At 70.4% G+C, this 13390-nt stretch carries 9 protein-coding genes; 8 read left to right on the top strand and 1 reads right to left on the bottom strand.

What is annotated here, in order from left to right; translation table 11 throughout:
* Window positions 1–21: 21 nt before the first annotated feature.
* The gene (locus tag FPZ41_RS06585; protein WP_152860024.1) at window positions 22–459 is read right to left on the bottom strand and encodes a cell division protein SepF; all 438 of its coding nucleotides are present in this window, start codon (window positions 457–459) and stop codon (window positions 22–24) included.
* Window positions 460–1132: 673 nt separating this feature from the next.
* Between FPZ41_RS06585 and FPZ41_RS06580 the strand changes: the two genes are divergently transcribed.
* The 8 genes from FPZ41_RS06580 (at window position 1133) to FPZ41_RS06545 (ending at window position 13355) form a co-directional block, all read left to right on the top strand.
* Window positions 1133–2944, top strand: a complete 1812-nt coding sequence (locus FPZ41_RS06580) for an FAD/NAD(P)-binding protein (protein ID WP_152860022.1) — start codon at window positions 1133–1135, stop codon at window positions 2942–2944.
* A gap of 356 nt (window positions 2945–3300) precedes the next feature.
* Window positions 3301–4206 carry a S1 family peptidase gene (locus FPZ41_RS06575; RefSeq protein WP_131558918.1) on the top strand — a complete coding sequence of 302 codons (906 nt, stop codon included), beginning with the start codon at window positions 3301–3303 and terminating at the stop codon, window positions 4204–4206.
* Window positions 4207–4438: 232 nt separating this feature from the next.
* On the top strand, window positions 4439–5416 hold the full coding sequence (locus tag FPZ41_RS06570) for a slipin family protein (protein ID WP_152860018.1): 978 nt from the start codon (window positions 4439–4441) through the stop codon (window positions 5414–5416).
* A gap of 283 nt (window positions 5417–5699) precedes the next feature.
* Window positions 5700–6782: a S1 family peptidase gene (locus FPZ41_RS06565; protein WP_152860016.1), complete on the top strand. Its 1083-nt coding sequence runs from the start codon at window positions 5700–5702 to the stop codon at window positions 6780–6782.
* 262 nt (window positions 6783–7044) lie between these two features.
* The gene (locus FPZ41_RS06560; protein ID WP_322619906.1) at window positions 7045–10638 is read left to right on the top strand and encodes a DNA polymerase III subunit alpha; all 3594 of its coding nucleotides are present in this window, start codon (window positions 7045–7047) and stop codon (window positions 10636–10638) included.
* Window positions 10635–11645 (top strand): DNA polymerase Y family protein, encoded by a 1011-nt coding sequence (locus FPZ41_RS06555; RefSeq protein WP_152860011.1) that lies wholly within the window; start codon window positions 10635–10637, stop codon window positions 11643–11645. Before FPZ41_RS06560 ends, FPZ41_RS06555 begins: the two co-directional genes overlap by 4 nt.
* 201 nt (window positions 11646–11846) lie before the next feature.
* Complete coding sequence (locus tag FPZ41_RS06550) at window positions 11847–12707, top strand: esterase/lipase family protein (RefSeq protein ID WP_152860009.1); 861 nt, start codon at window positions 11847–11849, stop codon at window positions 12705–12707.
* A gap of 198 nt (window positions 12708–12905) precedes the next feature.
* Window positions 12906–13355 carry a GNAT family N-acetyltransferase gene (locus FPZ41_RS06545; RefSeq protein ID WP_152860006.1) on the top strand — a complete coding sequence of 150 codons (450 nt, stop codon included), beginning with the start codon at window positions 12906–12908 and terminating at the stop codon, window positions 13353–13355.
* Window positions 13356–13390: the final 35 nt, after the last annotated feature.

The raw sequence follows: 13390 nt of genomic DNA, 5'->3' as shown, positions 1-13390 counted from the left end.
GGCGCGGGTGAGCCGCCCTGCTCAGCTCTGGTTGAAGAAACCGCCCGACTGACGGCCCGCGGGCTCGCCGCTGACGATCTCCGTGTCCGCCGGGGTCAGCAGGAACACCCGGGTCGAGACCCGCTCGATCGAACCGCGCAGACCGAAGATCAGGCCGGCCGCGAAGTCGACGACACGCTTGGCGTCGGCGGGCTCCATGCTCGTGAGGTTCATGATGACCGGGACCCCGTCCCGGAAGAGCTCGCCGATCTGCCGGGCGTCCCGGAAGCTGTCCGGGGTGACCGTGCCGATTCGGCGACCCTTGTCGTGGGCGGACTCGGACGCGACCTTCACACGCGGGTCGGTGACCCAGGCATCGCCGGACTCCTGCCCCTCGGCGTAGTCGTCGTCGTAGTAACGCTCGTCATCGTTGTCGTCGACGAGGCCAAGCCAGGCACTCGCCTTGCGCACCGATCCCATGGACGCCTCCTCTCACAGCGGTCATTCTTGCTTTCCGCACCCCTATCGTCGTCCATGATGCGGATGGCGCGCCAAGTGATTGGACACCGCGCTGGGGTTTCGTGACGGTACTGGTGCAGAACCCGTTCGTCGAGAGCCCGTGTGTCCCAAGGGCTGTGCTGTGCATGGCTGCTGACTGTGAGTGAAATAATATTTGTTTCGGCGGACGGGTGATGAGCAGCGCGTACGGGTGAATGACGCGGCCGGCCGGTCCGATGTGGCGACCGAGGTTCTCGCTTCCGCTGCCCCCGAGGGGTTTGTGTGTGAAGGCATGGCGCCGGGGCGTGAGGCGGAACGCGGAGGCGAGAACGGAGAACGCCGAAGAAGCCCGTCGTGAGCGGGCGAGCAGGGGGTCAGCTCAACAGGACGAGGACCACACTCGACCGAAGTCGATGTGGGAGCGCGTGACCAGCCACTGCTGCGGATGCATGGGCACAAGTGGAACAGGCATCCGTTTCCGCGTCAACCGATCTGAGACAGGCCGCTCACATCATGGACAGCCTTGACAGTGAACAGAAACATCCCCGTACTCTCCAGGGACGGCCCTGCTGAGGGGCTAGGCCGTACGGCGTCCTCTTGACGCCCCCGTGTGAAGGCACCCCGTGTTCGACTCGACGCATCGCGGAGCCTTCACATGCCCTCTTCCCGTACCGCCATCTCCGGACCGCAGAACGCGGCGCCCTCACTCGTCATCGTCGGCGCCGGGCCGCGGGGGACCGGTGTCCTGGAGCGGATCGCCGCCAACGCCCCCGAGCTGTACGCCGGTTCCGCGCTCGACGTGCACCTGGTGGACCCGTACCCACCGGGCGGTGGCCGTATCTGGCGGCCGGACCAGTCGCCGTTGCTGTGGATGAACTCCGAGGCCCAGGACGTCACCATGTTCACCGACGACACGGTGGACATGGCCGGACCGGTACGCCCGGGACCCACCCTGCACGAGTGGGCGGCCGTGGGTGGACGCACCTTCGCCGACCGGCAACTTCAGGGCGCGTACCTGGCCTGGGTGTACGAGCAGACTGTCGCCGCCCTGCCGCCGGGCATCCGCGTCCACCGGCACACCCGGCGCGCCCTGCGGGTGAGCGGACCGCGCGAGGGGCGCCAGCAGGTGTGGCTGGAGGGCCGGCCCCGGCCGCTGCCCGCCGACCTCGTGGTGCTCACGCTGGGTCACCTCGACGCCGAACCCGACGAGGAGCAGCGCGCGCTGGCCGCGTACGCCCGGGAGCACGGTCTGGTGTACCTGCCGCCCGACTTCACCGCCGACAGCGACCTGTCCGCCCTGGCGCCCGGCGAACCCGTCCTCGTGCGCGGCTTCGGACTCGCGTTCGTCGACCTGATGGTGCTGCTGACCGAGGGCCGGGGCGGGCGCTACGAGGACGACGGCCGGGGGGAGCCGACGTACCTGCCGTCGGGGCGGGAGCCGGTCCTGTACGTGGGCTCCCGGCGCGGGGTGCCCTACCACTCCAAGATCGGCTACGACTGGGAGGGCGAACGGCCGCCGCTGCCACGGTTCTTCGGGTCGGCCGAGGTGGACGCGCTGCTCGCACGGCCCGACAAGTTCGACTTCCGGCGGGACGTGTGGCCCCTGGTGGAGAAGGAGCTGGGGTTCGCGCACTACCACCGGCTGTTCTCGGTGCATCCCGAGCGGACGACGGCCGCCTGGTCCGGCTTCGAGGAGAAGTACGCGTCTGCCGCGAGTGGTGCCGAGGTGGCGGCGCTCGTCGCGTCCGCCGTGCCCGACCCGGCCGACCGGCTCGACCTCACCGCGCTCGACCGTCCCCTCGACGGGCTGCGCTGCGGATCGTACGAGGAACTCCAGGACGAGCTGCGGACGTACATCCGCGACGACCTGGACCGCCGTCACAACCCGCTGCGCAGCCAGGACCAGGCCGTCTTCCTCGGGCTGCTGTCCGTCTACGGGCAACTGGTGCGGCTCGGGGACATCGGGCCCTGGTGGCACGGGTTCTTCAGCCATCTGGCCTCCGGGCCGCCCGGTCCCCGGCTGCGGCAGATGCTCGCGCTGTCCCGGGCGGGAGTGCTGCGTTTCCTCGGCGCGGAGACGACCGTCACCGCCGAGGACGGTGTGTTCACGGCGCGCGGTGCCGGTGTGCCCGGGGCCGCCGTCCGGGCCCGTGCGCTGGTGGAAGCACGGCTGCCCCGCCCCACGGTCGAGCGCACCCGGGACACGCTGTTGCGCGCGCTGTACGCCGACGGGGCCGCCGCCACCGCCGAGGGACTGCTCGCCGTGGACCCCGCCGACGGCCGGGTGCTCGACCGCTCCGGCGCCCCGCACCCACGGCGCTTCGCACTCGGCCCGCACACCGACGCCCGGGGCTCGGGCGCGTTCACCCGGCCGCGCACCGGTGGGCCCGCGTTCCGCCAGAACGACGCGACGGCACGGGCCGCGCTCGAATTCCTGAGCGCACTGCCCTGCCGCGCCGCGGCGTGATCCCCACCCCGGCAACTCGCCCAACGCGCCGCGTAAGACGCCGGTTGCGCAATCCGCTCCGACCGCCACAAAGGAAAACACACTGGTCCACTCAGAGGGCCGCTCAGGCGCGACTCAGGGCCTGCACAGAATCCTCACATGGCCTGTTGTGAGATCAAGTGCCGCTGATAATGGGCCAGTTGATTTTCATGCGTCCGAACGCCCTCTTGCGTCACTCGCCCGCCTGACCGAATACTCCCCTCAGCGCCTTGTCAGGGGCACGACGTGTTCGGAATCCGGACGCATTCCTTGACTTGCGCCTCACGGGCCCCAAACCCCACGGCGGGCCCCCGACTTCCCTCAGGAGGGAACGAACTGTGAGGATCACGCGCACCACCCCCCGTAGCGGCGTTGCGAGACGGACTCGGCTGATCGCCGTGACGACCGGACTCGTGGCCGCGGCCGCCGTCACGGTCCCCACCGCGCAAGCGAGTGACGTGCAGACCTTCAGTACCGCCCAGCTGAAGAGCGCCAGCTCTTCCATCCTTGAGGCCGATGTGCCGGGCACCGCCTGGGCGATCGACCCGAAGACCGACAAGGTCCTCGTCACGGTCGACAGCACCGTCTCCCAGGCCGAGATCAAGAAGATCAAGGACGCGGCCGGCAGCAACGCCGGTGCTCTGACGATCAAGCGGACCCCGGGCAAGATGAACAAGCTGATCAAGGGTGGCGACGCCATCTACGCGAGTAGCTGGCGCTGCTCCCTCGGCTTCAACGTGAAGAACAGCAGCGGAGCCGACTACTTCCTGACCGCCGGTCACTGCACCGACGGCGCCGGCACCTGGTGGTCGGACTCGGGGCACGCCACGACGCTCGGGACCACCTCGGGTTCCAGCTTCCCGACGAACGACTACGGCATCGTCCGGTACACCAACACGTCCGTCACGAAGTCCGGCACCGCCGGCAACGTGGACATCACCCGTGCGGCCACCCCGAGCGTGGGCACCAGCGTGATCCGTACCGGTTCCACGACGGGCACCCGCACCGGGTCCGTCACCGCCCTCAACGCGACCGTGAACTACGGCGGCGGTGACATCGTCTACGGCATGATCCAGACCACGGTCTGCGCCGAGCCCGGCGACTCCGGCGGCCCGCTCTACGGCAGCAACGGCACCGCCTACGGTCTGACCTCCGGCGGCAGCGGCAACTGCACCTCCGGCGGCACGACGTTCTTCCAGCCGGTCACCGAGGCCCTGAGCGCCTACGGGGTCAACGTCTTCTGACCGGTGCGCACGGCCGGAGGACGCTTCGGCTATCGCGCGGCAGAACCTGCGGCCAGCAGCAGGCGAGCCCCCGCACGGCAAGTGCCGTGCGGGGGCTCCCGCTTGTCCGTGTGACGGAGTTACCGTCGAAGGACATGCGGAGTGCGCGCCCGTACTCCGAAGCGCCCGCAGGTACTCCGGCGCACGCACGTACTCCGCACTCACACTCCGACTTCGGACCCTGGGGGCCGACATGGTCGAGGAGCTGGTCGTCGCGGGAGTCTCCCTCGCGTCCGTCGGCGCGGTGTACGTGATGTCGGCGGCCCGGGTGGTGAAGCAGTACGAGCGGGGGGTGGTGTTCCGGCTCGGGCGGCTGCGGTCGCATGTGCGGGGGCCGGGGTTCACGATGATCGTGCCCTTCGTCGACCGGCTGCAGAAGGTCAACATACAGATCGTGACGCTGCCGGTGCCCGCACAGGAGGGGATCACGCGGGACAACGTGACCGTGCGGGTGGACGCCGTCGTCTACTTCAAGGTGACCGCGCCGGCCGAGGCGATCGTCCGGGTCGAGGACTACCGGTTCGCCGTCTCGCAGATGGCGCAGACCTCGCTGCGGTCCATCATCGGCAAGAGCGAGCTGGACGATCTGCTCTCCAGTCGAGAGAAGCTCAACCAGGGGCTGGAGCTGATGATCGACAGCCCGGCCGTCGAGTGGGGTGTCACCATCGACCGTGTCGAGATCAAGGACGTCTCGCTGCCCGAGACCATGAAGCGCTCCATGGCCCGGCAGGCCGAGGCCGACCGCGAGCGGCGGGCCCGGGTCATCAACGCCGACGCGGAGCTCCAGGCGTCGAAGAAGCTCGCCGAGGCGGCCCAGCAGATGGAGGACACTCCCTCCGCGCTCCAGCTGCGGCTGCTCCAGACCGTGGTGGCGGTCGCGGCCGAGAAGAACTCCACGCTCGTCCTGCCCTTCCCCGTGGAGCTGCTGCGGTTCCTGGAACGGGCCCAGCAGGGGCCTGAGGTGGCGCAGCAACGCCCAGTGCAGCAGGCGCCCCAGCAGATGCCGCAGGTGAGTTCGCAGACGGGTCCGCAGGCAGGTCAGCAGGCGGGTCAGCAGACGGGTCCACAGGCAGGTTCGCAAGTTCGGGAGCAACCGGTGCAGGAGCAACTGCCGCCCCTTGAGCCCCGGTTGAATCCGGACCCCGATGGGTCGACATCCGGACAGGACTAGACCCCGCCGACCGCACAGGGATAACCCTCGGTTGTTGTGTTTGCAGTGGGGACCCACCGGGTGTGGCCTCCGCAGGTTTACGCGCGTCAAGCAGTAAGGGGCGTACACCGGTTGACGCGCGCGCGTCCTGAAGTCGGCCTTGTGTGCTCCCTGGGGGCCTCGGAATAGTGGGCGTCGTCCGTTGGCATGGACGCGCCCTTTTCGGGCAGCAGATCCGTGCCCACCCTTCGGTTCCTCCGGTCCCCACAACCTCCGGAACCGACCCCCCACAGGAGGACGTGAGTTGAAGCACCGACGCATACCCAGGCGACGCGCGGCCGTGGCAGGAGCGGGTATCGCCACACTGGTGGCCGCGGGTGTCACCTTCCAGACTGCGAACGCGAGCGAGAACGCGAAGACCCCCGACCTCAAGATCCTCTCGGCCGTGGCGGCCGGAAACCTCGCCTCGATGCTCGGCGAGGACCTCGGTGGTGACGCGGCGGGAACGTATTACGACGCGAAGGCCAGGCACCTCGTGGTGAACGTGCTCGACGAGGCGGCGGCCCAGGCCGTCGAGTCGGCCGGAGCAAAGGCGCGCGTCGTCGAGAACTCCCTCGCCGAACTGAGCAGCGCCCGTACCACGCTCAAGGAGGACGCCACCATCCCCGGCACCTCGTGGGCGACCGACCCGAGGACCAACAAGGTCGTCGTCACCGCGGACCGCACGGTCTCCGAGGCCGAGTGGGCCAAGCTCACCGAGGTGGTCGACGGTCTCGGTGCGAAGGCCGAACTGAAGCGCACGAAGGGTGAGTTCAAGCCCTTCATCGCGGGCGGCGACGCCATCACCGGGGGCGGCGGCCGCTGCTCCCTCGGCTTCAACGTGGTCAAGGGCGGGGAACCGTTCTTCCTGACCGCGGGCCACTGCACCGAGTCCATCTCCACCTGGTCGGACTCCAGCGGCAACGAGATCGGCACCAACGAGGACTCCAGCTTCCCCGACAACGACTACGGCCTGGTCAAGTACACGGCCGACGTCGACCACCCGAGCGAGGTCAACCTCTACAACGGCTCCGCCCAGGAGATCACGGGTGCGGCCGAGGCCACCGTCGGCATGGAGGTCACCCGCAGCGGTTCGACGACCCAGGTGCACGACGGCACGGTCACCGGCCTGGACGCCACCGTGAACTACGGCGGCGGCGACATCGTCAACGGTCTCATCCAGACCGACGTCTGCGCCGAGCCCGGAGACAGCGGCGGCTCGCTCTTCTCGGGCGGCGACGCGATCGGCCTCACCTCCGGCGGCAGCGGCGACTGCACCTCCGGTGGCGAGACGTTCTTCCAGCCGGTCACGGAGGCGCTCTCCGCGACCGGTACCGAGATCGGCTGACACACCCCCCACACACTCGGACCCGCAGGCTTCCCGTGCCTGCGGGTCCGAGTGCGTCCGGGGTGCGTCCTGGGTCGGGAGGGACGTTTCGCCCCCGTCGTGTCATGTCCCCACGGACCGGTCCGACCGGTGTTTCCGCAGGTGGGGTGGGTTCGAGCGGGAGTCGTACATGAGTTCGAGATTGGGGGTATGGTGAGGGTGAGGAAGCTGGGAACTGATGTTCGAGGGCTCGCGCAGGGGCCCCTGGAGTGCGGAGGTGCGTGTGCCGGGTTTCGCGCATCTGCACACCGCGTCCGGGTTCTCCCTGCGGTACGGCGCCTCGCATCCGGAGCGGCTCGCCGAGCGCGCCTCCGAGCGGGGCATGGACGCCCTCGCGCTCACCGACCGGGACACCCTCGCGGGGGCGGTGCGCTTCGCCAAGGCCTGCGCGGGGGCGGGGATCCGGCCGCTGTTCGGGGTGGATCTGGCGGTGGAGGAGCCGCCGGCGGCGGGGCGTGCGGTCGAGGGGGTCGGCCCGCGCGGGAAGCGGCGGACTCCCGTCCGTGGTGGTGCCTTCATCGATGAGTCGATGTCTCGGGTGACCTTCCTCGCCCGGGAGGGCGCGAAAGGCTGGGCCGAGCTCTGCCGAATCGTTTCGGCAGCGCATGCGGGCGACCACACGGGAGAGAACGGCGGCCGGCCGCTGCTGCCCTGGGCCGCGTGCGCCGCCGAGGGTCTGACCGTCCTGCTCGGCCCCGACTCCGACGTGGGCCGCGCGCTCGCCGCCGGCCGCCCCGACCGGGCCGCACGGCTCCTCGCGCCCTGGCGGGAGATCCATGGCGACGCCCTGCGCCTCGAAGCGGTGTGGCACGGCCGCGACGGCACCGGCCCGGGCTCCCTGCGGCTGGCCGCCCGGACCGTCGGCTTCGCCGCCGAGCAGGGGGTGCGCCCGGTGCTCAGCAACGCCGTCCGGTACGCCGACCCCGGTATGGGCCCCGTCGCCGACGTCCTGGACGCAGCCCGCCGGCTCGTTCCCATCGACCCCCGCCGCGAGCTGGACTCCGGAGAGGCCTGGCTCAAGGACGCGTCCGCCATGCTGGGCGCCGCCGAGCGGATCGTCGAGGCCGCGGGCTACCGCCGTGACACCGCGTACCGGCTGCTGGAGCAGACGCGGGCCACCGCCGCCGAGTGCCTGGTCGACCCGGAGGACGACCTCGGCATCGGCAGCGTGCACTTCCCCGAGGCCCATCTCGTCGGCGCGGGCCGTCGCACCGCACAGCGCACCCTCGCCTCCCGGGCCGCGGCGGGGATGGTGCTGCGCGGGTACGACGGGCGGCGTGAGTACTGGGAGCGGATGCACCAGGAACTCGACGTCATCGCCCACCACGGCTTCGCCTCCTACTTCCTGACGGTCGCCCAGGTCGTGGACGACGTACGGAGGATGGGGATCCGGGTCGCCGCGCGCGGCTCCGGGGCGGGCTCCCTCGTCAACCACCTCCTGGGCATCGCACACGCCGACCCCGTCCAGCACGGGCTGCTGATGGAGCGCTTCCTGTCCAAGCGGCGGATCGCGCTGCCCGACATCGACGTCGACGTGGAGTCCGCGCGCAGGCTGGAGGTCTACCGCGCGATCATCGACCGCTTCGGCACCGAACGGGTCGCGACCGTGGCGATGCCGGAGACGTACCGCGTACGCCACGCCATCCGCGACGTGGGCGCCGCCCTGTCCCTGGACCCGGCCGACACCGACCGGATCGCCAAGTCCTTCCCGCACATCCGGGCACGCGACGCACGGGCGGCCCTCGGTGAACTGCCCGAACTCAAGGCGCTGGCAGAGGAGTTCCAGCGGGAGGGGGCGAGGTACGGACGGTTCTGGGAGCTGGTCGAGGCACTCGACGCCCTCCCGCGCGGAGTCGCCATGCACCCGTGCGGGGTACTGCTCTCCGACGCCTCCCTCCTCGCCCGTACGCCGGTGATGCCGACCAGTGGCGAGGGGTTCCCCATGTCGCAGTTCGACAAGGACGACGTCGAGGACCTCGGGCTGCTCAAGCTCGATGTGCTGGGTGTGCGGATGCAGTCCGCGATGGCGCACGCGGTGGCGGAGGCCGAGCGGGCGGCGGGCACCCGGATCGATCTGGACGACGTCGACATCGACGCGGGCGACCCGGCGACGTACCGGCTCATCCGCTCCACCGAGACGCTGGGCTGCTTCCAGATCGAGTCGCCGGGACAGCGGGACCTGGTGGGGCGGCTCCAGCCGGCCACCTTCCACGACCTGGTGGTGGACATCTCGCTGTTCCGCCCCGGTCCGGTCGCCGCCGACATGGTGCGGCCGTTCATCGCGGCCCGGCACGGACGGGCGCCGGTCCGCTACCCGCACCCGGACCTGGAGGAACCGCTCAGGGAGACGTACGGCGTCGTGGTCTTCCACGAGCAGATCATCGACATCGTGCACATCATGACCGGCTGCGGACGGGACGAGGCGGACCAGGTGCGGCGCGGGCTGTCGGACCCCGAGTCGCAGGGGCGGATCCGGGTCTGGTTCGCGGAAGCCGCGGCCGCCAAGGGGTACGACGCCGAGACCGTCGCGCGGACCTGGGAGATCGTCGAGGCGTTCGGGTCGTACGGCTTCTGCAAGGCGCACGCGGTCGCCTTCGCGGTGCCGACGTACCAGTCGGCGTGGCTGAAGGCCCATCACCCGGCCGCGTTCTACGCGGGGTTGCTCACGCACGACCCCGGCATGTACCCGAAGAGGCTGCTGCTGGCGGACGCACGGCGGCAGGGGGTGCCGATCCTCCCGTTGGACGTGAACCGGTCGGGCGTCGCCCACCGTATCGAACTGGTGTCTGAATCCAGGGCGGGCAAGGGCACTTGGGGACCCGAGGGACCCCGGGAGGGCAAGGGGATCTGGGGTGTGCGGCTGGCGCTCTCCGACGTGTACGGCATCAGCGAGGCCGAGGCGGCACGGATCGCGGACGGGCAGCCGTACGCCTCCCTGCTCGACTTCTGGGAACGGGCCCGGCCCAGCCGCCCGCTGGCCCAGCGGCTCGCCCAGGTCGGCGCGCTGGACGACTTCGGCGCCAACCGGCGTGACCTGCAACTGCACCTGACCGAACTGCACCGGGTCGCCCGGGGCGGACGCGGTGCGGGTGGCGTGGGCGGGGCGCAACTTCCTCTCGCCGGCGGGAGGGGAACCGCCTCCGCCGGGCTGCCCGACCTGTCCTCGGCGGAGCGGCTCAGTGCCGAGCTGGGCGTGCTCTCCATGGACGTCTCGCACAACCTGATGGACGACCACCGGGAGTTCCTGACCGAGCTCGGCGTGGTGTCCGCGCGGCGGCTGCGGGAGACACGGCATGGCGAGACGGTCCTGGTCGCGGGCGCCAAGGCGGCCACCCAGACCCCGCCGATCCGCTCCGGCAAGCGGGTCATCTTCACCACCCTCGACGACGGCACCGGCCTGGTCGACCTCGCCTTCTTCGACGACTCCCACGACGCCTGCGCCCACACGGTCTTCCACTCCTGGCTGCTGCTGGTGCGCGGGGTGGTGCAGCGGCGGGGGCCGCGCAGCCTCAGCGTGGTGGGCTCCGCCGCCTGGAACCTCGCCGAACTGGTGGAGCTGCGGCGGGAGGAGGGCCTGGACGGAGTGGCGCTGCGGCTGGCCGGGCCGAGCGGGGTGGCACAGGCCGGTGAGGCTGGTGAGGCCGGTGGAGCAGCGGGACCCGACGGTTCCCCCGACGGGGAGGAACCGGCGGGCGGCCGGCGCATCCGGATGTCCACGGGGTACGAGATGCACCCCTGGGCGGATCTGCGCCCGGCGGGCGAAGGGCCCGCGAGCGGACGGAAGTTGTGGCACCAGAGCCCGGGGAGTGCGGGATGACCATCCTCTGCGTCCAGTTCCAGCTGCCTCCGACGTACGAGGCCGCTCTGCCCCGGCTCATCGGGTTGCTGGAGGAGTTCACGCCCGTCATCGAGGCGCTGCCACCCGACCGCGCCCTGGTCGACCTGCACGGTGCCGAGCGGTACTTCGGCCGGGACGCCCTGGAACTGGCCTCGATGATCCGGGTGCGCTCCCTCGCCCGGTACGGGATCGACTGCGCGATCGGAGCCGGGCCGGGCCCGCTGTTCGCCAGGATGGCCCTGAACGGCTCCCGCCCCGGGCTGATCCGTGTGGTGCCCGAAGAACCCGGCGCCCTCACCGAGTTCCTGGCCGGGCAGCCGGTCGCCGCGCTCCCCGGAGTCGGCGCCGCCACCGCCCGCACCCTGTGCGAGTACGGCCTCGACACCCTCGGCAAGGTCGCCGCCGCCCCCCTGTCGACCCTGCAACGGCTCACCAGTGCCCGCACCGGCCGCGAACTGCGGGAGAAGGCGCAGGGCATCGACCGCGGCCGGGTCGTCCCCAACTCCGTCTCGCGCTCTCTCGTCGCCGAACGCTCCTTCCAGCGCGACGAGCTGGACCCGGACGAACACCGCCGCGCCCTGCTCTCCGCCACCGAGGAGCTCGGCATCCGGCTGCGCGCCCTGGAGAAGGTGTGCCGCACGCTCACCCTCACCGTGCGGTACGCCGACCTCCCCCACTCTCGGCTTCGCTCAAGCGGGGGGACCCCCATCTCGACGACCCGCAGTCGCAAGCTCAAGGAGCCGACCGCGCACTCGCCGGAGCTCACCGCCACCGCGTACCGCATGTACGAGGCGCTCGGCCTCCAGCGCGCCCGCGTCCGTGGAATCGCCGTCCGCGCCGAGGGGCTGAGCCCCGCCGACCAGGCCACCCACCAGCTCACCTTCGATCCGGTGGACGAGAAGGCCCGCCGCATCGAGGAGGTCGCGGACAAGGCGCGGGCCAGGTTCGGTGCCCATGTGATCGGGCCGGGCACGCTGGCCTCGTAACTCCCTGCCCTCGTAACCCCTTTATCGCATGTCCAGCGGTACGCACCAGGGCCTCACAGCTGGCACTGGAACTTTTTACTGACGCGTAACTTCACACTTCACCTACTCGCCCGTAACTTGGCGAATCGAACAGCATCCTCGTGATCCGGATCACAGGGCGTATGTCGTCGCACCTCCCTTGAGCCGCAAGGAGATCACCCGATGCTGCCCTGGAAACGAGTGCTCATCCCGCTCGCTTCACTGCTCCTGGCCTCCGCCGCCACCATCGCCCCCGCCACCACCGCACAGGCAGCCGCCGCCCCGAGCAGCGGCTGGAACGACTACTCCTGCAAACCCTCCGCCGCCCACCCCCGTCCCGTCGTCCTCGTCCACGGAACGTTCGCGAACTCCGTCGACAACTGGCTCGGGCTCGCCCCCTACCTGGTGAACCGCGGCTACTGCGTCTACTCCTTCGACTACGGGCAACTGCCGGGCGTCCCGTTCTTCTACGGCCTCGGCCCCATCGACAAGTCGGCAGAGCAACTCGACGACTTCGTCGACAAGGTGCTCGCCGCGACCGGAGCCGCCAAGACCGACCTCGTCGGCCACTCGCAGGGCGGCATGATGCCCCGCTACTACCTCAAGTTCCTCGGCGGGGCAGCCGAGGTGAACGCCCTGGTCGGCATCGCGCCCAGCAACCGCGGCACGACCCTGGGCGGTCTCACCGAACTGCTCGACTACTTCCCCGGAGCGAAGGACCTCATCTCCACCGCGACGCCCGCGCTCGCCGACCAGATCACCGGCTCCGCCTTCCTCACCAAGCTCAACGCGGGCGGCGACACCGTGCCCGGCGTCAAGTACACGGTCATCGCCACCAAGTACGACGAGGTGGTCACGCCGTACCAGTCCCAGTTCCTCAACGGGCCGAACGTCCGCAACGTCGTGGTCCAGGACCTGTGCGCGGCCGACCTCTCCGAGCACGCCGCGATCGGGCTCCTCGACCGCATCGCGTTCCATGAGGTGACCAACGCGCTCGACCCGGCCAACGCCACACCGACGACGTGCCTTTCGGTGATCGGCTGACACATGTGCCCGACGGCGCATGCGTTCGGGGTCTGTCCGGCCTGAGCCGCCGGACAGACCCCGGAGTCGTGCTCCTCGACGTGATCAGAAACTAGCCGCAGGAAACCGCCGAATCGCCTGCTGGAGGCGGGTGATCGAGATCCTTATGCTCGCCTTAAGGAAGTGCTCATGCTCCGCTCAGGTAGGTAGCGTGCGGGCATGACCGATGAAGGGATCCGGCCGGCCGTCGCCGCCGACGTCGCCGCCGTGAAGGCGGTGACCGACGCCGCGTACCACCACTACATCGAGCGCATCGGGGTCGTGCCGGCACCCATGGAGGCGGACCACGCGGCGAACGTGGCCGCGGGGCGGGTGTTCGTCACGGGCGATCCCGTGATCGGCCTCGTGGTCGTCGAGGCGTACGAGGACCATCTGTTGCTCGACAGCATCGCCGTCCACCCCGACGCGCACGGACATGGCGTGGGGCGGCGGCTGCTGGAGTTCGTGGACGCACGCGCGCGCGTGCTCGGCCTGTCGGAGGCCAGGCTCTATACGAACGCGCTGATGTCGGAGAACCAGAAGATCTACCCGAGGTTCGGGTACGAGGTCGTGGAGCGCCGCGTGGACGGGCCGTACGACCGGATCCACTACCGCAAGCGGCTGGACTGACCGGCGGGCGCCTCAGCCGTCCGATTGTCAGTGGC

The organism is Streptomyces acidicola (assembly GCF_009377235.1).
GTDB classification, from domain to species: domain Bacteria; phylum Actinomycetota; class Actinomycetes; order Streptomycetales; family Streptomycetaceae; genus Streptomyces; species Streptomyces acidicola.
This window is presented reverse-complemented; position numbering and strand designations above follow the sequence as displayed.